At 43.8% G+C, this 22,121-nt stretch carries 22 protein-coding genes; 11 read left to right on the top strand and 11 right to left on the bottom strand.

Annotated features, from left to right (window positions below; translation table 11 throughout):
- The first annotated feature begins 5 nt into the window (after window positions 1–5).
- Together MNR06_RS10235 and MNR06_RS10230 are read left to right on the top strand one after the other, a co-directional pair.
- Complete coding sequence (locus MNR06_RS10235) at window positions 6–1,040, top strand: ABC transporter permease subunit (protein ID WP_243535697.1); 1,035 nt, start codon at window positions 6–8, stop codon at window positions 1,038–1,040.
- Entirely contained in the window at window positions 1,037–2,065 is a 1,029-nt protein-coding gene (locus tag MNR06_RS10230; RefSeq protein ID WP_243535695.1) for an ABC transporter permease subunit, read from the top strand. The genes MNR06_RS10235 and MNR06_RS10230 overlap by 4 nt, the downstream gene beginning before the upstream one ends.
- Before the next feature lie 497 nt (window positions 2,066–2,562).
- On the opposite strand, the gene speA is transcribed toward MNR06_RS10230, so the two are convergent.
- Both speA and leuS read right to left on the bottom strand, forming a co-directional pair.
- The gene (gene speA, locus MNR06_RS10225; protein ID WP_243535693.1) at window positions 2,563–4,467 is read right to left on the bottom strand and encodes a biosynthetic arginine decarboxylase; all 1,905 of its coding nucleotides are present in this window, start codon (window positions 4,465–4,467) and stop codon (window positions 2,563–2,565) included.
- A gap of 148 nt (window positions 4,468–4,615) precedes the next feature.
- The gene (leuS, locus tag MNR06_RS10220; RefSeq protein WP_243535691.1) at window positions 4,616–7,012 is read right to left on the bottom strand and encodes a leucine--tRNA ligase; all 2,397 of its coding nucleotides are present in this window, start codon (window positions 7,010–7,012) and stop codon (window positions 4,616–4,618) included.
- A 203-nt stretch (window positions 7,013–7,215) separates the two neighbouring features.
- Between leuS and MNR06_RS10215 the strand changes: the two genes are divergently transcribed.
- The 4 genes from MNR06_RS10215 (at window position 7,216) to MNR06_RS10200 (ending at window position 10,345) form a co-directional block, all read left to right on the top strand.
- On the top strand, window positions 7,216–8,217 hold the full coding sequence (locus MNR06_RS10215) for a GGDEF domain-containing response regulator (protein ID WP_243535689.1): 1,002 nt from the start codon (window positions 7,216–7,218) through the stop codon (window positions 8,215–8,217).
- Between the two features lie 45 nt (window positions 8,218–8,262).
- Window positions 8,263–9,303, top strand: a complete 1,041-nt coding sequence (locus tag MNR06_RS10210) for a cation diffusion facilitator family transporter (RefSeq protein WP_243535687.1) — start codon at window positions 8,263–8,265, stop codon at window positions 9,301–9,303.
- Window positions 9,272–9,970 carry a tRNA (guanosine(46)-N7)-methyltransferase TrmB gene (gene trmB, locus MNR06_RS10205; RefSeq protein ID WP_243535685.1) on the top strand — a complete coding sequence of 233 codons (699 nt, stop codon included), beginning with the start codon at window positions 9,272–9,274 and terminating at the stop codon, window positions 9,968–9,970. The genes MNR06_RS10210 and trmB overlap by 32 nt, the downstream gene beginning before the upstream one ends.
- 75 nt (window positions 9,971–10,045) lie before the next feature.
- Window positions 10,046–10,345: a hypothetical protein gene (locus MNR06_RS10200; protein ID WP_243535683.1), complete on the top strand. Its 300-nt coding sequence runs from the start codon at window positions 10,046–10,048 to the stop codon at window positions 10,343–10,345.
- Here the strand turns inward: MNR06_RS10200 and MNR06_RS10195 are convergent, their stop codons facing one another.
- Window positions 10,346–10,633 (bottom strand): 2Fe-2S iron-sulfur cluster-binding protein, encoded by a 288-nt coding sequence (locus MNR06_RS10195; protein ID WP_407933219.1) that lies wholly within the window; start codon window positions 10,631–10,633, stop codon window positions 10,346–10,348. It lies immediately after the preceding gene.
- Window positions 10,634–10,729: 96 nt separating this feature from the next.
- Between MNR06_RS10195 and trxB the strand changes: the two genes are divergently transcribed.
- The 4 genes from trxB to MNR06_RS10175 all read left to right on the top strand — a co-directional run bounded on the left by trxB (window position 10,730) and on the right by MNR06_RS10175 (window position 14,717).
- The gene (trxB, locus tag MNR06_RS10190) at window positions 10,730–11,674 is read left to right on the top strand and encodes a thioredoxin-disulfide reductase (protein WP_243535679.1); all 945 of its coding nucleotides are present in this window, start codon (window positions 10,730–10,732) and stop codon (window positions 11,672–11,674) included.
- Window positions 11,675–11,681: 7 nt separating this feature from the next.
- Window positions 11,682–12,179 (top strand): response regulator, encoded by a 498-nt coding sequence (locus tag MNR06_RS10185; RefSeq protein WP_243535677.1) that lies wholly within the window; start codon window positions 11,682–11,684, stop codon window positions 12,177–12,179.
- 134 nt (window positions 12,180–12,313) lie between these two features.
- Window positions 12,314–13,024 (top strand): hypothetical protein, encoded by a 711-nt coding sequence (locus MNR06_RS10180; protein WP_243535675.1) that lies wholly within the window; start codon window positions 12,314–12,316, stop codon window positions 13,022–13,024.
- Complete coding sequence (locus tag MNR06_RS10175; protein ID WP_243535673.1) at window positions 13,011–14,717, top strand: S8 family peptidase; 1,707 nt, start codon at window positions 13,011–13,013, stop codon at window positions 14,715–14,717. The genes MNR06_RS10180 and MNR06_RS10175 overlap by 14 nt, the downstream gene beginning before the upstream one ends.
- Here MNR06_RS10175 and MNR06_RS10170 read toward each other — a convergent pair whose 3' ends face one another.
- The 7 genes from MNR06_RS10170 to MNR06_RS10140 all read right to left on the bottom strand — a co-directional run bounded on the left by MNR06_RS10170 (window position 14,718) and on the right by MNR06_RS10140 (window position 20,884).
- A complete protein-coding gene (locus MNR06_RS10170) occupies window positions 14,718–15,185 on the bottom strand; it encodes a GNAT family N-acetyltransferase (protein ID WP_243535671.1) in 468 nt (155 codons plus the stop codon).
- Between the two features lie 96 nt (window positions 15,186–15,281).
- Window positions 15,282–16,430 (bottom strand): lactonase family protein, encoded by a 1,149-nt coding sequence (locus tag MNR06_RS10165; RefSeq protein WP_243535669.1) that lies wholly within the window; start codon window positions 16,428–16,430, stop codon window positions 15,282–15,284.
- Window positions 16,431–16,621: 191 nt separating this feature from the next.
- The gene (locus tag MNR06_RS10160; protein ID WP_243535667.1) at window positions 16,622–17,443 is read right to left on the bottom strand and encodes a PilZ domain-containing protein; all 822 of its coding nucleotides are present in this window, start codon (window positions 17,441–17,443) and stop codon (window positions 16,622–16,624) included.
- Between the two features lie 84 nt (window positions 17,444–17,527).
- Window positions 17,528–18,496, bottom strand: a complete 969-nt coding sequence (locus tag MNR06_RS10155) for an ABC transporter ATP-binding protein (protein ID WP_243535665.1) — start codon at window positions 18,494–18,496, stop codon at window positions 17,528–17,530.
- On the bottom strand, window positions 18,496–19,488 hold the full coding sequence (locus MNR06_RS10150; RefSeq protein WP_243535663.1) for an ABC transporter ATP-binding protein: 993 nt from the start codon (window positions 19,486–19,488) through the stop codon (window positions 18,496–18,498). Before MNR06_RS10150 ends, MNR06_RS10155 begins: the two co-directional genes overlap by 1 nt.
- Window positions 19,489–19,686: 198 nt before the next feature.
- The gene (locus tag MNR06_RS10145) at window positions 19,687–20,346 is read right to left on the bottom strand and encodes an HAD family hydrolase (protein ID WP_243535661.1); all 660 of its coding nucleotides are present in this window, start codon (window positions 20,344–20,346) and stop codon (window positions 19,687–19,689) included.
- 25 nt (window positions 20,347–20,371) lie between these two features.
- Window positions 20,372–20,884, bottom strand: coding sequence for an OmpA family protein (locus MNR06_RS10140; protein WP_243535660.1), 513 nt, complete (start codon window positions 20,882–20,884; stop codon window positions 20,372–20,374).
- 108 nt (window positions 20,885–20,992) lie between these two features.
- Between MNR06_RS10140 and MNR06_RS10135 the strand changes: the two genes are divergently transcribed.
- Window positions 20,993–21,652, top strand: a complete 660-nt coding sequence (locus MNR06_RS10135) for an O-methyltransferase (protein WP_243535658.1) — start codon at window positions 20,993–20,995, stop codon at window positions 21,650–21,652.
- Between the two features lie 44 nt (window positions 21,653–21,696).
- Here the strand turns inward: MNR06_RS10135 and MNR06_RS10130 are convergent, their stop codons facing one another.
- Entirely contained in the window at window positions 21,697–22,077 is a 381-nt protein-coding gene (locus MNR06_RS10130; protein ID WP_243535656.1) for a hypothetical protein, read from the bottom strand.
- Between the last annotated feature and the right edge of the window lie 44 nt (window positions 22,078–22,121).

Below are 22,121 nucleotides of genomic sequence, written 5' to 3'. Positions count from 1 at the left end.
AGGCTTTGATCGTTTATTTGATTCGCCGACTGCTATTAATGATCCCCACTTTCTTCGGGATCACCCTTGTTACCTTTGTGCTTATTAACCTAGCTCCAGGAAGCCCTATCGAGCAAAAGCTGCAAGCCATCCGATTTGGTTCTGCAGGCGGTGGCGGCGGTGGGGGAGCGGCCGGTGTGAACAGCCGTGGTGATACCTCTGTAAATGAAGAAGTTATCGAAGCTTTAAAAAAGCAATATGGCTTTGATAAACCACTTCATGAGCGTTACTTCATCTGGTTAAAAAACCTAAGCCGTTTGGATTTTGGTGAATCTTTCACTTACCAAGAACCGGTTATTGACGTAATCAAAAGTAAATTCCCAGTCTCTTTGCAATTCGGTATTGCTTCGTTACTTTTGACTTACCTGGTTTGTATCCCGCTTGGGGTGCAAAAAGCGATCAAGGCGGGTGGCGCTTATGATCGTATTACTACATTAATTCTGAACTTCACTTATTCAATCCCGCCATTGATTTTAGGTATCTTCCTAATCGTTGTGCTTGCGGGTAAATTGAATCTTTTCCCACTGGGTGGTTTGCAATCTGATGATTATGAATCCTTCACAACCTGGGGAAAAATCACAGACCGTTTGCATCACTTCGTACTGCCTTTGATCTGTTATATGATCGGTGGTTTCACAGAGCTTTCTGTTCTTATGAGAAACTCTATGTTGGACGTGATTAAGTCTGACTTCGTTCGCACTGCACGCGCGAAGGGTTTATCTGAAAGAATCGTTATCTTTAAACATGCTCTTCGTAATGCTTTGATTCCGATCGCTACTGGTTTGGGCGGCTTCTTCGGTGCCTTCCTAGCGGGTTCTTTGATTATCGAGCAAATGTTTAACTTGGATGGTATCGGCTTACTTGGTTACCAATCAGTTCTTTCCCGCGATTATAACGTGATCATGGGTCTGACATTTATTTCTTCAATGCTTTTGATGTTCGGCCGTATTTTCAGCGACATCATTTACGTTCTTATTGATCCAAGGATTGATTTCAAATGATGGATCCAATTCAAAAATACCTTATTAAAAATGAACTTACCCTTAAGCGTTACCGCCGCTTCAAAAGAGACCGCGCAGCAGTTATCTCTGTATGGGTATTATTGGTTATGTTCTTCTTTAGCTTCACCGCTGAATTATGGGCGAACAACCATCCGCACGTATTAAAATACAAAGGGGAGTTGTACTTCCCTCTAGTTAAAGATTATCACCCGACTGATTTCGGTCGCGATGATATCTACGTGATGGATTATCGTGAGCTTGAGTTGGGCGAAGATGACTGGGCTATCTGGCCAGTGATTCAATGGGACGCTTACGAAAGCAATAAAACCGTTGAAACTTATCCGTCTCCGCCAACGAAGCAAAACTGGATCGGTACAGATGAAAGTGGTCGTGACGTTATGACCCGTCTTCTTTACGGATTCCGTTACACAATGCTTTTTGCATTGGGTGCGTGGTTACTAGCTTACGCTATCGGTATCATGCTTGGTTCTTTGATGGGTTACTTGGGTGGTAAAACGGACCTTGTTGGGCAACGTATCGTAGAGATCGTTGAAAGTACGCCAATCATGTTCGTATTGATCACTATGATTTCGATCTTTACTCCGTCATTACCAATGCTAGTTGCATTCTATGCGTGTTTTGCTTGGACAGGGATTTCTGCTTACATGCGTGCGCAGTTCCTTTCTTTGCGTAAACGTGAATACGTGGAAGCGGCGAAAGCCATCGGTGCTGATCACAAACGTATTATCGCTAAGCATATCTTGCCGAATGGTTTAACTCCGATCATCACGTTCTCTCCGTTCGTAATCTCTGGAAACGTGTACACGCTTTCTATGCTTGATTACTTGGGTCTTGGTTTAACACCTCCGACTCCGTCATGGGGTGAATTGATGTCCCAAGCTCAGAAATGGTTCACCATCGCTGAGTGGTTGGTGTGGGGTCCGATGACAGCGCTATTTGTGACTTTAATTTTATTAATCAACATCGGTATCGCAGTTCGAGACGCTTTCGACGCGAAAATGTAGTCGTAAAGACTTACAAAGCAAAAGGGACCATCAAGGTCCCTTTTTTTTATCTAAAATTTCTGTCCTAATTTGATAAGTCTCTGGTCTCTTCACAATTGATTTACAATTGCCTCGTAAGATTTTTCTTAAGGAAAGGTTCTGGAGGTTGATTGTGGTTAGGTCTTTTGTGAGTTGCTTGAAGCTAGGAATGTTTTTGTCATTCTTATATACATTCTCAAGCTGCACCTCACACGCTTCGGCGGCGAATGAAAAAGGCCCATCTGACTGCGTTGTGCGGTCCTTCGCTTCTCTCCGACGTGGCGCTGCCACGCCTCCGCTTCGCGAAGGATCCTCCGCCTTGCATATGGACCTTTTTGATTCGCCTAAGTTGTTGGTTGGGGAGGTTTTATAAGAAGGTGATGTTTTTCTTTAGCTCTTACTCTTACATGCTCTATATGGATAAAAAAAAGAGGATGGTTTTGGCCATCCTCTTTTTTTTATTTTGAATCTTTCTATTATTACTCAGCTTCTTCCAGGTATGTGTAACCAGATAAGCCTTCTTCGTAGTGCTTAATCAGAAGTTTTGCTTCTTGTTTTGTGATTGAGCCCTTTTGGATGCTGTCTTCAGTTGCTTGGCGAACGTTATCAACCATTTCAGAGCGGCCGTACTGAACATAAGATAGAACTTCCGTTACTGTATCGCCCGGTACGTAGTGATCAATAGTGTAGCCCACGTTGCTTAAAGAAATATGAACGGCGTCTGTATCTCCGAACAAGTTATGAAGGTCACCTAGGATCTCTTGGTAAGCGCCTGTTAAGAACACGCCTAAGTAGTACTGCTCGCCATCAACAAACGAATGCAAACGAACTGTCTCTTTTGGTTCGCCTGTCTCTGTATCGATGAACTTTTCAATCACACCGTCAGAGTCACAAGTTAAGTCAGCTAGTGTACCTTCACGCACAGGCTCTTCGCCCAAGCGATGAATCGGAGTCACTGGGAATAGTTGTCCTACCGCCCAAGAATCTGGAAGCGACTGGAATAAAGAGAAGTTTGAATAGAAGGTATCGCAAAGCTCTTTAGAAAGGGCCGCGATGATATCTTCAGTATCAGGAACCGTCTTAGCAAGTTTCACCATCTTAGTTGCGACAGTGAAGTACATGCTTTCACACCACGCGCGTTGTTCTAGTGAAAGAACGCCGTAAGTGAATAACTGCAGGGTTTCTTGCTTAGCTTGTTCTAAGTCATTGAAACACTCGTTGATGTTATCTTTATTTACTTTTTCAAAGATGTACTGAAGATCTTGCATGATCGCTGGATCGCTTTTCGTCGCAGGACGAGGCGGCTCATGACGATGAAGATCGTTAATACCAAGTACGTTAAACACAAGGACTGAGTGATGGGCTACTAGGAAGCGGCCAGACTCAGTCACGATGTTTGGATGTGGAATGCCTTTTTCATCACAAAGAGTTTGCAACACAGACACGATGTCGTTTGCGTATTCTTGTGCTGAATAGTTCACAGAGCTGTCAGAGTGACCAGAACCGTCGTAGTCGATACCTAAACCGCCACCCACGTCGATGTATTTAAGGCCCGCGCCCATTTTGTAAAGCTCAGTATAAAAGCGTGCGCCTTCTTTTAAAGAAGACTTAATGCTTTGGATAGCTGGAACCTGTGAACCGATGTGATAGTGCATCAGCTCAAGGCAATCTAACATGCCTTCAGCTTTAAGATATTCAACACCCTCAACGATCTCTGGAGCCGTCAAACCGAACTTAGAACGGGCACCTGAAGAATCAACCCATTTACCAGCACCTTGCGTATTAAGTTTTGCGCGGAAACCGATTTTTGGACGAGTGTTAAACTTCTTCGCCGCATCGACGATCATTTTAAGCTCTTCGCGACGGTCGACAACGATGATCGTGTTACGGCCTAGCTTTTGAGAAAGAATCGCAGTCTCAATGTATTCAGTATCTTTAAAGCCGTTACAGATGATCAAAGAGTTTGGCGAAGTCATCAAAGCCAGAACCACTAGAAGTTCAGGTTTAGAACCGCACTCAAGACCCATGTTGTAGTCTTTACCGTATTTTACAAGCTCTTGAACAAGGTGGCGTTGTTGGTTCACCTTAATTGGGTAAACGCCGTTGTAGTTCCCTTTGTAACCGTGGTCAGCGAATGCTTTTTTAAAGCAGCCGTTTAAAAGCTCCACGCGGGATTTAATAATGTCAGGAAAGCGGATCATGATAGGAACGCGGATGCCGCGGTCTAAAAGATCTTGTGTCAATTCGTGAAGGTCAACAGCAGGGCCTTCAGCTCCCATCGGAGTTACTGAAACATTTCCAGCGCTATTGATTCTGAAGTAGCCGTTACCCCAGTTGTTAATGCCGTACAACTCTGCGCTTTTTTCAGGAGACCAATTTGACATCTCTTCACTCCGCCGGCCGCTGAAAAAGGCCCATCTGACTGCGTTGTGCGGTCTTTCGCTTCTCTCCGACGTGCTACCAGCACGCCTGCGTTTCGCGAAAGATCCTCCGCCTTGCATCTGAACCTTTTTGATCGGCCTCGATAATTGTTTACTTAACGATCAAATTCAAAATTCTTCCGGCCTTATAAATCACCTTGTCGGGATTTTTTCCAGCCAAAACTGAGGAAATTGTCGAAACGGCCAAGGCCGCTGCCACGGCTTCTTGTTCAGAAGCAGTAAGCGCAATTTCAATAGTGCCGCGCATTTTTCCGTTAACTTGCACGCCCATTGTCACAGTGTCATCAGCGACGAGGTTACTATCATATTTTGGCCATGGAGCCAAAGAGCAAAGTCCCTCGCCACCCATTTTTTCCCAAAGCTCTTCGGCCAAATGAGGCGCGAAAGGAGCCAGGATTTGCACAAGCGGTTTCAGAGCCAACTCAGAACGGCATTCCGTTTTGTAAAGCTCGTTCACCAAGATCATCATGGCGCTGATGGCGGTGTTAAAGCCCATAGACTCGATATCGTCTGTGACTTTTTTAATCGTTTTGTGAACTAATTTCTGAATGTCTTCTGTTAAGGCGTCTTTCGTTGCCACATACTGACCTTCATCGTTCACCACCAAACGAGAAACGCGATCCAAGAAGCGCTTCACGCCGTCAATGCCAGTTGGTGCCCAAGGTTTGTCTTTATCAACGGGCCCCATGAAGCTGATAAATGTTCTCATCGCATCCGCGCCGTGGGTTTTTGCAATGTCTTCCGGAGAAATTACATTGCCGCGGGATTTCGACATTTTTTCGCCATCAGGACCGAGGATCATTCCTTGGTGAGCCAGTTTTTTAAATGGCTCATCATGGGTCACTAAACCGCAGTCAAAAAGAACCTTCATCCAAAATCTTGAATATAGCAAGTGGCCGACCGTATGTTCTGGTCCCCCAACATAAAGATCCACTGGCATCCAGTATTTTTCAGCTTCAGGGCTGAATGGAGCTTCCGAGTTGTGTGGATCAATGTATCTTAGGAAATACCAAGAAGATCCGGCAGCGCCTGGCATAGTGTCAGTTTCGCGGCGACCTTCTTTTCCGTCAGCAGATATATAACGAACCCAGTCTGTGTTTCTTGCTAGGGGAGCTTCACCTGTATCCGCTGGTTCGTAATCAGCCACTTCTGGCAAAATCACCGGAAGTTCATTTACAGGAACGCCACGGCTGCCATCAGCAAACTGCACGATCGGGAACGGCTCGCCCCAGTAACGTTGACGGCTGAATAACCAGTCGCGAAGTTTGTACTGAACTTCACGTACACCCAGTTTTTTAGCTTCTAAGTGGGACAACATTTGTTTGATGGCGTCTTTTTGTGAAAGGCCATTAAGGAAATCTGAATTGATCAAAGTGCCTTCGCCTTCAAATGGCAAAGTATCGCCACCTTCAAGAACGCGTTTGATTTGAATTTGGAATTTCGTCGCAAATTCAAAGTCACGAGCGTCATGACCCGGAACAGCCATGATAGCGCCTGTGCCGTAATCCATTAATACGTAGTCAGCAATCCAGATTTGAATTTTTTCGCCCGTGATTGGGTGAACAGCGTGGGCACCAGTGAAGACACCCGTTTTTTCTGTAGTTGCTTTACGATCCACTTCAGATTTTTTAGAAGTTGCAAAGATGTATTCTTCAACAGCTTTTGCTTGCGCTGATGAAGCAATCTTTTTCACTAGTGGATGTTCTGGCGCCATCACCATGAAAGTGACGCCAAATAAAGTGTCAGGGCGGGTAGTGAAGACTTCAAATGAATCCCCATGTCCATCTACTTTGAACGTTACTCTAGCGCCTTCACTTTTTCCGATCCAGTTGCGTTGACCCTCTTTAGTGCGTTCTGGCCAATCAAGTTTATCTAGGTCGTTTAATAATCTTTCAGCGTAATCAGTGATTTTAAGCATCCACTGTTTCATTGGAACGCGGATAACCGGGTGACCGCCGCGCTCTGACTTACCATCAATAACTTCGTCATTGGCTAAAACAGTTTTTAAAGCCGGGCACCAGTTCACTGGAACTTCTTTTTGGTATGCAAGTCCACGCTCATAAAGTTTTAAGAAAATAAATTGAGTCCATTTGTAGTATTCAGGCTCACATGTGGAAATCTCGCGGCTCCAGTCAAAACTAAAACCGAAAGACTGCAAAGTTTTGCGGAAGCTTTCAATCGCCTTGCGAGTTGTAAGAGCTGGATGAATGCCAGTTTGAATCGCGTACTGTTCAGCAGGTAAACCGAAAGCATCATAGCCCATTGGGTGAAGAACGTTGAATCCGTTCACGCGCTTATAGCGTGAAATAATATCGCCAGGAGTGTAAGAGGCCATGTGACCAATGTGCAGGCCTGAACCCGATGGGTAGGGGAACATATCGAGGGCATAATATTTAGGTTTTTGACTATTATCTTCAGCTTTGAAAGCCTTACTTTCGTCCCATTTCTTCTGCCACTTTGCTTCGATTTCAGTGAAGTTCAAACTCATTGTTACATCCCTTATTTAGAACAAAAAATTCACTGCTATTTAGATAACTAAAAAGGCTTTTTAATACAACGAATATACTAGCGCAGTATGGGGCGCGCCTTAGGTCCGGGAAATTATGTCTCCACGGCCTTTGATTAGATTTTAGACTCAATAAATCCCAGCGTTAACCGATGAGATAAGCTCAAGTTACACTGGTATGTAGTATGAGTTTTGATAGCAACAGCTTTAAACAACCTAAAAGTCGTCGTGTCCTAGTGATCGATGACGACAAGGATAGCTTAGAGATCCTTTTGGAGCCTTTGCGCTGGGAAGGATATGACGCCCGTGGTGTCACTTCCGAAGCCGAGGCCCATAAGCTTGTGGAATCGTGGATTCCGCACGTTGTTATTTTGGATTGGATGGCGCCTTCAATGGCGGGACTTCGCGTACTAAAGGCGATGCGATCTCGACTTTCCCATATTTCCTGCGTTTTCGTATCTGAGAATTCCAGTACTGAAGCGATTATTGAGGCTCTTGATTCCGGAGCGGATGATTACATCGTAAAACCTTTCGTTCCCTTAGAACTACTGGCCCGTATCCGCACACAATTGCGTTTGCGTGATTTGACTGAGCAACTTGTTTACGCCAATGAAAAACTAAAAGAGTTGGTTGATACTGACGACCTTACGGGTTTGTACAACATGCGCTCGTTATATCATCGCCTGGATTTCGAGATGGAGCGTGGACGTCGCTTTAGTCGTGACGTGTGCGTGGTGATGATGGACATGGATTATTTTAAAACTGTGAATGACGGTCATGATCATTTATTTGGAAGTTACGTGCTTTCTGAAGTGGGCAAAATTATTCGTGCGAATACCCGAAACATTGATATTCCTGCCCGATATGGTGGTGACGAATTCTTGATGGTTTTAACGGAAACGAATGCTCAAGGTGCACAGCATTTCTGTGAGCGCCTTCGTGAAAATATCGAAAAAACCTTATTTAAAAACGGTGATGATTCAATCAAGCTGACGGCATCATTGGGTTTTGCCATTACTATTCCCGGTGAAAATATCAGCGCCCGCGAATTAGTTCGCAGAGCTGACCATGCTTTGTATGAAGCAAAACGTGGTGGCCGTAATAAAGTTTGTTCCTACAAACCCGAAGCTGCGCCTGTGGTTGAGCTTAAAAACGCGCCACAAAAACGCCGTAAAGCTGCAGGTTAATTCTTAAATATTGACGAAGACTGAGGGATCAGAAACCCTTAGTACATGGTTGATACCTCTACTAGTGATGCCGAAAAAATTAGAACAAGTGCCGCGTGGGTTTCTGTTATTGTCAGTCTCCTCGTGTTTCTTTTTAAGGTTGGTGCTTATCGCATTACAGGCTCCACTGCGGTTTTGTCAGATGCCTTAGAAAGTATCGTGAATGTAATCGCTTCAGCGGTGGCTCTTTTTGTCATTCGTTTTGCGGCAATTCCCGCAGATCACAATCATCCCTATGGACACGGCAAGGCTGAATCTTTTTCTTCTGCGTTTGAAGGTGGTTTGATCTTTTTTGCCGCGATCATGATTATCGGTGAAAGTGCGAAAGCGCTTTTCTACCAAGAACCACCACGTCAGTTGGAAACAGGTTTATGGATCGTCGGTGCTGCAGCGTTAGTGAATTTATTCTTAGGACTTTATCTTAAGCGTGTCGGTAAATCCCATAAGTCAGAAGCTTTAAAAGCCAGTGGAGCCCATGTCATGTCTGACGTACTGACGACAGTGGGTGTGATGGTAGGCTTAGTGTTGGTTTTAGTGACTGGCAAAACTTGGATCGATCCATTGATTGCGATTTTAGTGGGTGCGCACTTAGCTTATTCTGGCTACAAAATCAGTCGCGAATCTTTGGGTGTGCTAATGGACGAACAAGATGAAAATGTGCTTGAAGATCTTGCTACTTCCATTCGAAAAAATCGCAAACCCGGTGTTATTGAAATTCATAATCTGCGCATCATTCGTTCTGGACGATTTCATCACGTCGATGCCCACTTGGTTGTACCGGAATATTGGGATGTAGCAGAGGTTCATAGTTTCACTCATAACTATGAAAGTGAAGTCGTGCGGGATTATGAATTTGACGGGGAGTTGGCGTTTCACTTGGACCCCTGTAAAAAATCCTACTGCCAGATTTGCGACATGCCAAATTGCCCAATAAGGCAGCTGCCGTTTCAGGAGTTGCGCCTTCCGACGGTGAAAAGCTTGACCGGAGGCCCTCGTCCGACTAATCAAGGGCCCTATGACAAGCCCGATTCCTCGCAGAAGAATTAATGTAACTAAAGACCTTCCAAACCAAAATGCCTACACGCTGGCATTAAACGGTGAATTTTCCCACGTCGCTTTTGACGAAGTCAGAGCGCCTCTGAACAAAGGCAAATGGCGTTCAGAGATTTTCAAAGTTGAAGAAAACCTGCCGATGGATTTGGAAGTAGGAACAGGCAACGGGACTTACTTTGCTCATCACGCAAAAACCAACCCAAATCGCATGTTGGTTGGATTAGAGTTAAAATATAAGCCGCTAGTTCAATCTATCCGTCGCGCCTTAAATGATGGTTGTAAGAACGCGGCGATCGCGCGCTTTCATGCTTTCAATATCGAAGAACTTTTCAATGAAGGTGAGTTAGACAATGTCTACATTCACTTTCCGGATCCATGGACTTCGCCAAAGAAACCTAAAAACCGCTTCGTGTGCAAACAGAACTTAGAAATCTTGCACCGCCTGCAAAAGCCTGGTTCATTCATCAATTTTAAAACTGATTCTTTGGTTTATTTCTTGTGGGCGATGGATGAAATCCGTCAGTCTCCGTATAAAATCATTTTTGAAACTCAAGATCTTCATAACTCTGAAATGAAGAGCGAAAATTTTGAAACTGCATTTGAAAAAATCTTTTTGCGCGAAGGAATCAAGATCAACTTGGTTCGCTTGCAAAAGGTTTAGTCCAGTCTAGCGTTCTTTAGCACAAATCATCGCGACAATGGCAATCTCGTTTAGAATAGATAAGTGGAGGTTGCCATGAAATCTCTGAAAAATCCCCTGCTGATTTTCGTTTTTGCAGCAACCAGTTTTGCGGTTGCAGCTCCTCCGATGGAAAGTTCTGAATATATAGCGCCTGCGGAACCTTATTCTGTTCTTAGAGGTTCCATGGTGCCTTGCTATGGCAACAGAGAAAAAGGTGCAGGCCGAAACATCTATTTACGCCATCTTGAGGGCGAGGAATGTCCTAAGCGCGTGGCGACTCCGGTGCGCAAAGATAAACCTGAGGATGAGTCCGTCTCTCCTGGAATTCCGTTTCAACAAAAAACCAATTTATAACTACCAGTAAGTTGTATCCACTTTGATGGGGCCAAGAATTTGAACTTGGCAGCTGATGCGCGTTGTATTCGGTAATGAGTTTTTCTCTTGTAAAAACGCTTCAGTTTCATTTGGAGGGGAAAGGTTCTCGTTTCCTTCGATAATCATGACCTTGCATTTTGCGCAAACGCCATCACCGTTACAACTAGAGGCGACCGGAAGACCCGCTTTTAAGAGGGCTTCCATAAGGTTTTCCCCGGTGGAAACGTCAAGGGGGGCTCGGTTTTTTGCAAAGCTGATTTGGGGCATGCTGCCATTGTAGCTGACGCAGTCCAAAACGTGCAAAGAACTAATGAAAAGCCCCATGTTTGTTGGTAGCCTAGGCCCGCTTAAAACGAGGATTCTATGACTGAAGATCAAAAAATTGAAAACGTAATCATTATCGGTTCAGGCCCTGCAGGTCTAACTTCTGCTATTTATACCTCTCGCGCTAATTTAGAGCCATTGATGATTGAAGGGGAAGAGGCCGGCGGTCAGCTTATGACCACGACTGAAGTTGAAAACTTCCCTGGCTTTGATCACGGAATCACAGGTCCTGATTTGATTTCCGTCATGCGAAAACAAGCAGAGCGCTTTGGCACTCGTTTTATCACTCGCAATGTTACGAAAGTTGATTTCTCTCAACGTCCATTCAAGGTTTGGGTTGGCGAGAAATTATACTTAGCAAAATCGATCATTATTTCGACTGGTGCTAGTGCGAAGTACTTGGGTCTTCCATCTGAAAAACAATACGCTAACCGAGGTGTATCGGCTTGTGCGACTTGTGACGGAGCTTTCTTCCGTAATCAAGAAATCGCGGTTGTTGGCGGTGGTGATACGGCAATGGAAGAAGCCCAGTTCCTGACTCGTTTTGCTAGCAAAGTTTATTTAATTCACCGTCGCGATCATTTCCGTGCTTCAAAAATCATGGCTGAAAGAGCAATGAAAAATCCAAAAGTGGAAGTCATCTGGAACACGGAAGTTACTGAAGTTTTGGGCGATGGTAAAAGCATGACAGGTGCTAAAATCAGAAACATTGTTGAAGGTGGTGAAAAGACCCTTCCTGTGACCGGTTTATTCCTAGCTATCGGCCATAAGCCAAATACAGACCTTTTTAAAGGTATGTTGGACATGAATGAGACGGGCTATTTGGTAACTCAACCAAATACCACTTATACTAATGTACCAGGGGTGTTTGCGGCTGGGGACGTTCAGGACCATGTATATCGTCAAGCTATCACTGCTGCAGGTACTGGTTGCATGGCGGCCATTGATGCGGAAAGATGGTTAGAGGCACAAGCTTCACACTAAGGATGCTATGAAGGATAAAAGAATTAACACCAAGGATTTAGTAGATAAGATCGAAAAGATGACCAAGGCCCGCATCGCTGGGCAAGATGTCGTTCCTTTAGATCAATTTCGTGAAGCGAAAAAGAAACTAGATCCTAAGATTATTCTTGTTATCGAAGATGACGAAACAATGCGTTTAGCAATGAAGCGCATTCTTGAAACTGAAGGCTACGTTACCAAGCTTGCTGCTGATGCGACGGAGCTTTCAACGGTTCTAGATGATCACTCTGTTGATTTGATTTTGATGGACGTGGGTCTTCCGTGGGTGAATGGTTTTGAATTAGCCCAACTTCTTAAAGAACATAAAGATCTTAAAAAAATTCCGTTGGTTTTCGTTTCTGGAAAAGCTTCTGAAGAAGACATGAAAAAAGCTTTCGAGATCGGAGCCGATGACTATATTAAAAAGCCGTTTGATGTTGATAAGCTTAAAAAAACGGTGCACACCCTTTTAAAATTAAACGAGTAGCTTGCGGTACGAAGCTACTTCCGCGACAAAAGTCTGTCTCGAAATGGGACGCCGTCGTTATTCCATACTTTTCAAACATTTCTAGAAGAAAATAGTGAGCTGTAGACCCATTTATTGGTTAAACTTAAAGGCTCATGGCACGTCGATTTGCGGTGGTTTTCTTTCTAATTTTATTGGGAGTTGTCGTTTTGTATTTATCACGTACAAACGATAAGTCTGCGTCTTTAAAATCTTCAAATGGCGATACTAAATCTGTGACATCTGTAGCTGCAGAAAATCCTGAACCCATTCAGATCACAGAATCTGCATCAACCAGTTCTAATGAACCAGTAGTATCTAACCGTACGATTGATAAAGCTTTAACACATAGAAAAGTATCTTCGCTTTCAGTAGGAAAAGCAGAGTTGGAAAAAATACCTCTTTTGGCAGATACGCCGTGGAAACTGTGGAAAGGTGTTACCGCAAAACCCAAAGCAGCAACGTCACCAAATGAAGTAATTGTCAGTGAGATCAGCGGTTTTGTATTGGTTCAATCAGAAGCTAATGTGGATTTAACAAATTTCACTACATCAGCTCCTGTAGTGGTTGCGAATCCTCGATTGAATATTGGTGGAGTCCTGACAGGCACAATCACGGTGGTGCTTAGAGAAGGCCAGTCGGCTGATTTTTTAAGTGCAGAAAGCGGCATTAAAATCATTGGGTCTTTTCCCAAAATTCGCACCTATTTCGTCACTGCTTTGCAGGAACCTTTTGATCTTCCAGAGCTGTATCAAGAACTAAAACATCATCAAGGCGTTGAGCAAGTAAGCCTGGAAATATTGAGTCGACAATATGATAAATTTTAGTCGTAAAACTAAAGCCATATTGTCATTGTCTCTGATGGGTATTGTTACCGCAGTGGGCTTTACAAATTGTGCTGAAAACGGATTTAAAGGTAAGAATCAGCGTCAGGTTGGCGATGATCCGTTTATTTCTCTGGCGTGGCACCTAAGTAATAGCGCGCAAAGTGTATTTGCAGCAGAAGCTGGTACTGCAGGTGTCGATCTGAATTTATTAAACACTTGGAGTGAGGGGTATTCTGGAAAGAACATCACTGTTTTAGTTTCAGATGATGGCCTTGAAGATTCCCACGAAGATCTTTCTGATAACTTTCTTCGGACAGGCGTTTCTAAGGATTATACAACGGGTTTTCCGTATCTTTCAGCCACAGCCGCGCCAAAAGCTAGCGATGACAGTCATGGCACAGCCGTGGCGGGTTTAATTGCAGCCGTTGGGCAAAACAGTTTGGGCACGAAGGGTGTGGGTTATAAAGCTTCCTTAGTCTCTGCGAATTTTCTTTCTTCACAAGTGACTCAGACTGAAAGCAAGTTAATCGACCAAGCTGATGGTGATTACGACATTTTCAATATGAGCTGGGGTTCGACCCAGAATAATCTAATTTCACCTGTGGCTTCATTCTTTACACAGTTAAAATCAGGTGTGACGACGGGTCGTTCGGGCAAAGGTTCGATTTATGTGAAGGCGGCGGGCAATGATTTCATCGTCTACTGTCATGGTTCTACGACTGAAAACTGCGTGGGTAATTCTAACTTCGATGCTGATAATTCAAGTCCTTACACAATTTTGACAACGGCATTAAATGCTTCGGGCGAAGCCGCATCTTATGCTTCGGTCGGATCGAATGTTTGGATCTCCTCTTTCGGTGGCGAATTCGGTAAGGATTCGCCGGCCATGATCACAACCGATCGCACCGGATGTTCTGTCGGTTTTTCCCAGTCCACCGTGCAAAACGTAGCCTTTGATAAGGGACAAGAGGGTAATACGGGATGTAATTACACTGCGACCTTTAATGGAACTTCTTCAGCAGCTCCGGTATTAAGCGGCGCCATTACTTTATTATTAGAAGCGAATCCTTCGTTAAGCTGGCGCGACGTGAAATACATTTTGGCTAAGACTGCAACACCCGTGAATTTTTCGACCACGGGGTCTATTAAACATCCAAAAACAGGGGAAACAGTTCCAAGTGGTGCGCAGTGGGAGCAAGCTTGGATAATTAATGGCGCTGGTTTTAAATTTCATAATTGGTATGGATTCGGTCGAGTGAATGTGGATGCAGCTGTGGCCTTAGCTAAAAGCTTCGCCTCACCATTTGGGGCTTACAATGAAACCAACTGGGCCGACGATGCTAGTGGTTTAAACGTTGCTATTCCTGATTTTAGCTCTACTGGCGGATCTAATTCGATGACTGTAAATACAAACCTAAAGATCGAATCTGTGCAGTTAAAGATCTGGGTGACTCATACTAATATTGCGGATCTGGCTTTGGAGCTTACGTCTCCGTCCGGAACAAAAAGCATTGTGATTAATATGAACAATTCATTAAAAAATATCGCCGATTATGAAGGCGAAGTGTTTTTGACTAACGCTTTTTTCCAGGAAACTTCGCAAGGCAGTTGGACATTAAAGGTTATTGACGGCAAGTCGTCGCACACCGGAACTTTGACTCGTTGGAGCCTGAATTTCACTGGGACACCGTAATCACAATTTTAATTTATAAAGAAAAGCAGACGGGTACTTCGGGTGTTGGCCTTCGTTAGTCCAAGAATGTTTTAAATAATATTTTTGGGCGGAACTATTGTGTTTAGAGACGTTTAAAAGCACTGCTTCGAAGCCCTTTTTCTTAAGCAATAACAGGCCCGCCGACATAAGTTCTTTCGAAACCTCAGTGCCTCGGAATACCTTTTTAACATAGATAAAATCAAGTGTCGCGGTAAGATTATCTTTCTTACTCCATAAGGCGAATCCGGCGGGACTGTTATCGACTATTACCGCGAATAAAAACGCGTCATCACTAGTAAGTGCACGGTTCTTGGTTTCGAAAAACTTAGGGAAGTTAAATCCATTTAAAACATCTTCCTCTTGGTTTTTCAAAAAAGTTTCAGCGATGCAGGTTTGAAATAATTCTTCGCCAGATTCTTTATTAGAACCTAACTGAGAAATATCCATGAGTCGAAAGCAGGTAAAAGCCATATCTTAGTATTTATAAAAAAACAAACCCCCGCAAGCTGAATGCGGGGGTTGTTTTAGGCTTTTTGACTTCGCCTATTCTGAAACGACACTCATTGCAGAGATACATTTTGTATCCACACCATAGTTATAGAAAGGTACCGAGCCAGAGCGAGTAAGAACTTCGGCATTCACACTTCCAATTTTAGAAGCGTTATACGCGAACTTTTCAATCGCATAGTTTACAACTGTCGTCGCATTTGAAATCGCAGTTGCTACATATAATGTGTTGGTATCTTCATCTAACGTCATTGCAGAGATACCAAACAATAAATAAGAGTAAGTGGCAGGGAAGGATGCTGCATCATAGATCACTTGATCATTTGTGATGTTACCAGTGGCTTCATCGAAATCATAAGCATGGATACTGTTCACATTTGCCGCCGTTGTAGGACCCGCGTAGGCAACGATAAGTTTGCTATTCACTTTATCAAATACCATAGCCGTCGCATAAGTGGTCGCAGCGGGTGCTGCAATACCCGCCGAACAGCTTCCTGTAGCACCTGCGGCAGGAACGCTGATCACTCGGTTATTTGGTGAAGCAGCTGCATTGGCAGTGATAATTCTTCCCGTTGATGACACAGCAATATTAGTTAACAAGGCATTCGCAGTTCCGCACGTAGCCCCTAAGTTGCTATTCACATGGGGGGTCGTTAAACGAATACCTGATGATGTGACTTTCTCAATGAAGCCTGTGCGAATCATCAATACGCCGCCATCAGAACTTTTTGCCATGTTAGCTGGGTTTGATGAAATGATCGTGCTCATCGCAGGCGTGGTTCCAAATGTATTTCGAACTCCGCCAACTTTAGGCATTGTTTCTAATCGTCCCGTAGCACCGTTACGTACGAATACTAATAGGTTGTCATCATCCCAATCCATAATAGAAATTGGAGTGTCGCCGGCAGCCGCCGGAGCCGCCCAGAAATCCGCCATGGTGGCTTCTTTTACGCCTGTATCTGCATTTAACTTAAGAATTAAGTTGCTCGCAGTTGCTGCTGTGAAGGTAGTGATGCCATTTCCGGAATAACAAAGTCCCGTTGTTACATAAAGATGTTTGGTCGCAACGGTTTCATTATCAGCCGGTGTTTCTTCCGAAGCAGGCGTTTCTTCTACAGTGGGTTGGCAAGATGCGATCAGCGCCAGAAGACTTCCGCAAAGCAAAACGTTCTTTAATCTTCCCATGAATTCTCCCGAACAAGTTTTCTTGATAAAACTATCGGTGATATATTTAGGTCTCTTAATCGAAATGTGAGGAATCTAGTCCTTTTAAGCATTACGATTTATAAAGATGGGAGCGCATTACGCACACTCATCATAAGAAAGAACTTTTCTACAGAACACTTGTAAAGGGATTTATTTTAGAACTGTAAGGACTAACTTGCGCCTTTGCGAACTTGATCTTGATAAGCAACGTAAGCTTTCAACAAAGCATCAAGTCTTAAAGTCATCGCAACGTCTTGTTCAACGAACATCAAGCGGCGAGGATCTTGAAGATCTCCAACGATCTTAGCTCGGAAGAGCAATCTTGATTTCGATGGATCTGGTTCAAATGGATTTACGATAATTAAATCAAAAGGCTTATTTAAGAAATCGCGAGGGATTTCATCTTCAAGCATCGTTCCACTTAAAGAAATATTGCGTGAATATGTTCTGAATGAACGGATCTTGGAAACTAGTACCACTTCAATTTTAAAATTGTGACGAGGATCGCGGCGACGGTCAGCTCCGTCTTCTTCAACAGGTGCCACTGGTTCTGCGACTTTCTTTTTGCCCATGGCATCGGGCTTAAGCTTTTTAATTTTTGCTAAATCCAGTTCATCACCATTGAAATCTTTAGAGTGATAACCACCGATTTCAGTTTTCTTTATTGGCAAGTCGCCAACAACGACTTGAGTATATCTACTGTCATTATTGGATGTCGCAGGAGCATTCTGAGTTGCAGTTACTGTTTCATCAGCACCCGGTAAATCCATTGGCTTTGGTGGCTGAATGATCACGAAATATTTTTGGTCGGATTCAAGAAATTCGCGAATGCAAACCCATTCTTCCCAACCCGGAGTCCACAAGAAGAACTTGCCGTGATCTTTATTAGCTAAAGAAAGAAGCGCCACCTGTGCCTGTACTACAGACATAGGCTTAGACTGCGTCTTTGTTTCAGCGTCATAAATGATCCAGACTTTACCTTGGGTTTTCATAAACTCCTTAGATTCCTCCGCCGTCGCTAAAGCTATGGCGTGACAAGCAATCTAAGGAGTTATCGGAGAGTTAAAGAGACTTCTTTATACTCGGATGCAGGCAGCGATATGATTCGGAACTTTTTCTTCCAATGGCGGGACGATGGTCTTGCAATCTTCGATAGCCATTGGGCAACGAGGATGGAAATGACAGCCTGTCGGAGGATTGATTGGCGATGGAACGTCACCCGTTAAGATGATGCGATCATCTTTACGGCGAGGATCTGGAACTGGGATCGCTGACATCAAGGCTTTGGTATAGGGATGTTTAGGATTGCGGTAAAGCTCTTCAGCTTCAGCCATCTCAACGATTTTACCCAAGTACATCACAGCCACTTTTGTTGAAACGTGTTCAACGACTTTCAAGTCATGGGCGATGAAGATGTAGGTAAGGCCCAGCTTTTGTTGAAGCTCCATCAAAAGATTGATCACTTGTGCTTGGATAGAAACGTCAAGAGCAGATACCGGCTCGTCACACACGATAAGTTCAGGGTTCACCGCTAAAGAACGAGCGATACCCACACGTTGACGTTGACCGCCTGAAAACTCATGCGGGTAACGGTTTAAGTGTTCGCGACGAAGACCCACCAGATCAATCAACTCATGGATGCGATCTTGGCGGTCTTTTGCTGAACCATAAAGGTCGTGGATAATCAAAGGCTCTTCAAGGATAGAACCGATCGTCATGCGTGGATTTAAAGATGCAAACGGATCTTGGAAGATGATCTGCATTTTTTTGCGCATTTCACGAAGCTCTTCACCCTTGATATGTGTGATGTCTTTACCGTTGTAGCTGATTTTTCCAGAAGTCGTGTCGTGTAGACGGATCAAGCAACGACCCAAAGTTGACTTACCGCAACCAGATTCACCCACAAGACCTAGGGTTTCACCCTTATTAAGTTCAAAAGAAATACCTTGAACGGCTTTTACAGAAGCAACTTCACGGCTGAAAAGTCCACCGTAAATAGGAAAGCTTTTTGTTAGGTTTTCAACCTTCAAAAGAGGAGTGCTCATTAGGGTTTTACCTCTTCAGACAATGGGTGGTAACACGCGACTTTATGAATGCCGCGAAGATTTTCAAGCGATGGGTAAGAAGCACGGCAATCGTCTTGAGCCGCTGGACAGCGATCAGCAAAACGGCAGCCTTTAGGAAGATTGTAAAGGCTTGGTACCATCCCTTTGATTGTTCTTAGTGATTCAAGTCTGTGACCTGTTTCAAAGTGCGGAATAGAATCTAAAAGACCCTTGGTGTAGTGATGTTTTGGGCGATAGAAGATGTCTTCTACAGTTCCGTATTCAACCACGCGACCCGCATACATAACGGCAACTTCTTGGCACATCTCTGCAACCACGCCTAAATCGTGCGTGATAAGAATCATACCTGCGTTGAAGTCTTTTTGAAGTTTGCGCATAAGATCCAAGATTTGCGCTTGGATAGTAACGTCTAGAGCTGTTGTTGGCTCATCGGCAATAAGAAGTTCTGGGTTACAGCTGATCGCCATTGCGATCATCACACGTTGTCTCATACCGCCAGAAAGTTGGTGCGGATATTCAAAGAAACGTTTTTCAGGAGCTGGGATACCCACGATACGAAGCATGTCGATAGCGCGTTCGCGAGCTTGGTCTTTAGTTAAATTCTTTTGGTGAAGCAAAACAGCTTCTTCGATTTGATCACCGATTGTGTAAACCGGATTCAAAGAAGTCATTGGTTCTTGGAAAATCATCGCGATTTCGTTACCACGAATGTCGCGCATTTTATCGTCAGAAAGGCCCAATAGGTCTTTACCTTTAAACAGGATTTTACCTGCTTCGATGTTTCCAGGCTTTTGAATCAAGCGCATGATCGAAAGAGAAGTTACAGATTTACCGCAACCTGATTCACCAACGATTCCAAGAGTTTGACCTTTTTTAACATTGAAGCTGACATCGTCAACGGCATAGAAAGAACCGTCGTCAGTCTTAAAGCGTGTCTTAAGATTTTGGACCTCTAAAAGAATATCACTCACCGGAGATGACCCCCATTTAAGACCTCATCTTATATAGGCCTGGGGGCTCCGACGCAAGCCCGCAAAAGCCATCTGGTCCTTTTTTCTGGCGATATTGCGTCAACAGCTTTTTACGAAGGTTTCCGGGAATTTGGAAAGGCCCATCTGAGGTTTTTTCAGAGTAGATTTTGAGGAATTTTCTAAGCGGAAAGCCCCGTCTTAGCCCTTGGATATTGTTTCGATTAAACTTCCCAGTTCATCATAATGACTCAGAATTCCTTTGGGTTGATGCTTTTGCAGCAGGTGGGTTGCCGTATATCCAAAGCCTATAGCTATTGAAGGTACTCCGGCGTTTAATGCCGAAAGAACGTCAGGGATGCCGTCGCCGATCATGAAAGTATTTTGTGGTGTGTGACCGGCAAGTTTCATCATGGTTCTTAGTGGCAGGGGACTTGGTTTTCTTTCTTCCAATGTGTCGGCACCATAAACCTGCACCCACGGGTATTGGTCCAATCCCAAGTGATTCAAAATTCTTTTAGCGGGGCGTTCGTTTTTATTGGTGATGATGCCCCTAGGGCCACCGTAGTTTTTTAGAAAGTTTTCAACCCCGGGGAAGATCTGGGTACGGTTAAGCATCTCTTCTTCGTACAGACGTAGGAATTCCATTTCTAGTTCAATGATGGCGTCTGGATCTAGATCGTCTTCTAAAAACAAATCGGCGATAAGCTTTTTAAGGCCCTCGCCGATATGGGATATTATTACTTCGTCTTTTAAAGTGCGTTTGCCGTGGTTTTGCAAAGTGCGGTTTACGGCAACGATAATATCAGGAGCTGAATCAATCAAAGTACCATCAAGGTCAAAAACAAGAAGAGGCTTCATGGTCCTCATCTTGCCTACTTTCGTTTTATTCGACAATCTCAAAATCCACGCGGCGATCACGTGCATGTTCGGAGTCCGAAGCCATTCTATCTGATTCAACCGCGCCTAAACCACGGGTTTCAAATTTATTTTTAGCGATGCCTTTAGAAACTAGGTAGTTTCTGACGGCTTCCGCTCTTTGTTCGGAAAGAATTTGGTTGCGCTCTGGAATGCCAGTTGGATCTGCTAATCCAGAGATACGAATTTTACCGAATGCTTCGTCTGATTTTTTAAGTTCACTAGCCAGTTCATCTAAAGCACGACGAGTAGAAGAATTCAATTTTGCACTTCCCGAATCAAAACGAATGTTTTGGGACAGAGCTGAGAACTTAGAACTTTTTGCCAAGTCACTTTTGGCTTTATCACTCATCGCTGAATGGGTGGCCTGTTCAAGTTGCTCCTTATTTTCAGAAACTTCGACGGGTTTATCCTTGGTAGCGCAAGCTGTGACTGCCAAACATAAAAGGGCTGCGGAAATAAGACGTAAAGAAACCTGCATGGATCCTCCAGATGATCTGTTGTTTTAAAGTATTATTGTTAACAGTGGCAGGACTCAGCAAATTAACTTCCTGTTAACATCAATTAGGTGTTATGAGATGATCCACTTATGCGTGATTCAGTGCTGACCAACAAAGAAAATTATATGGGGAGTCTTCTTTCTGAAGAATCCGATTTAAAAAAGCAATCCCGCCATTTTGCTGATGAGTTGGGATTGGGAAGAATCAGTATTTCTGCAGCCGAAGCCCAGCTTATTAAAACCCTGGTACGCATGCATGGCTGTAAGAAGTTTGTAGAGATTGGAACTTTAACTGGGTTATCTGCTCAGTACATCTTTGAAGCTTTACCTGAAGGCGGGGAGCTTTGGACGCTAGAAAAAGATGAAAAGCATGGAGCCATGGCAAGCCAGGTGTTTTCTAAAATGGATCAAGCTAATAAAAAGATCCATTTGGTTATGGGTGATGCCCGCGAGGAGCTTGAGAAGCTATCAGTACTTGGGCCCTTTGATGGTGTGTTCATTGATGGCAATAAGGCTGCATACTTTGATTATCTAACTTGGTCAGAAAAGAATCTGCGCCCTGGTGGACTTATTTTAGCTGATAATATCTTTTTAAGCGGATCAGTTTGGGGAGAAGCGACCCAACAGAAGTTTTCTGAAAAACAGACGAAGATCATGAACGAATTTAATCGTCGTTTGGCTGATCCAAATCTTTTTGAATCAGCAATAGTGCCAAGTTATGAAGGTCTTTATATCGGAATTAAAAAATAGATTCTAAAAATAAAAAACCGAGGACTAGAGCCTCAGTTTTTTATTTATTCACAAACGATGTTTGAAACTCTTGATCTGTATTCCCAGCCAGAGTCGTCTTCGACGTAGTTAAGAGAACCTTGATATTTTCCGTTAATTTTTGCAGTAAGTACTAGGTCAAAGAAGTACTCAGCACGAGAGCCATAACTTCCCATAATTTGAACGTTAGGACCTTTGTTTCTTTGCGCTACTTGGTCAGCAATCCATTCGTTTTCATGATCTTGATCTACGTAAGTAATAACTTTTTGATCAGATTGAAAATTTGCGAAGATGGCAAAAGTAACGTCTTGGCCTGATTCATTAATTCCACGGCAAACCAAGTTCTTTGCCTGACTAACTGAAGCTGTTAATAAAATTACGGCGATCGCAGAAGCAAGAAACTTCATGGGTACTCCTAAGTTTTTAGGAGTTATAAGCGAGGTTCGTGAAA

The sequence above is a fragment of the Bdellovibrio reynosensis genome (genome assembly GCF_022814725.1).
GTDB lineage: Bacteria > Bdellovibrionota > Bdellovibrionia > Bdellovibrionales > Bdellovibrionaceae > Bdellovibrio > Bdellovibrio reynosensis.
Note: the sequence above shows the minus strand (reverse complement) of the source record. Positions and strands in the feature narration are given on the sequence as shown.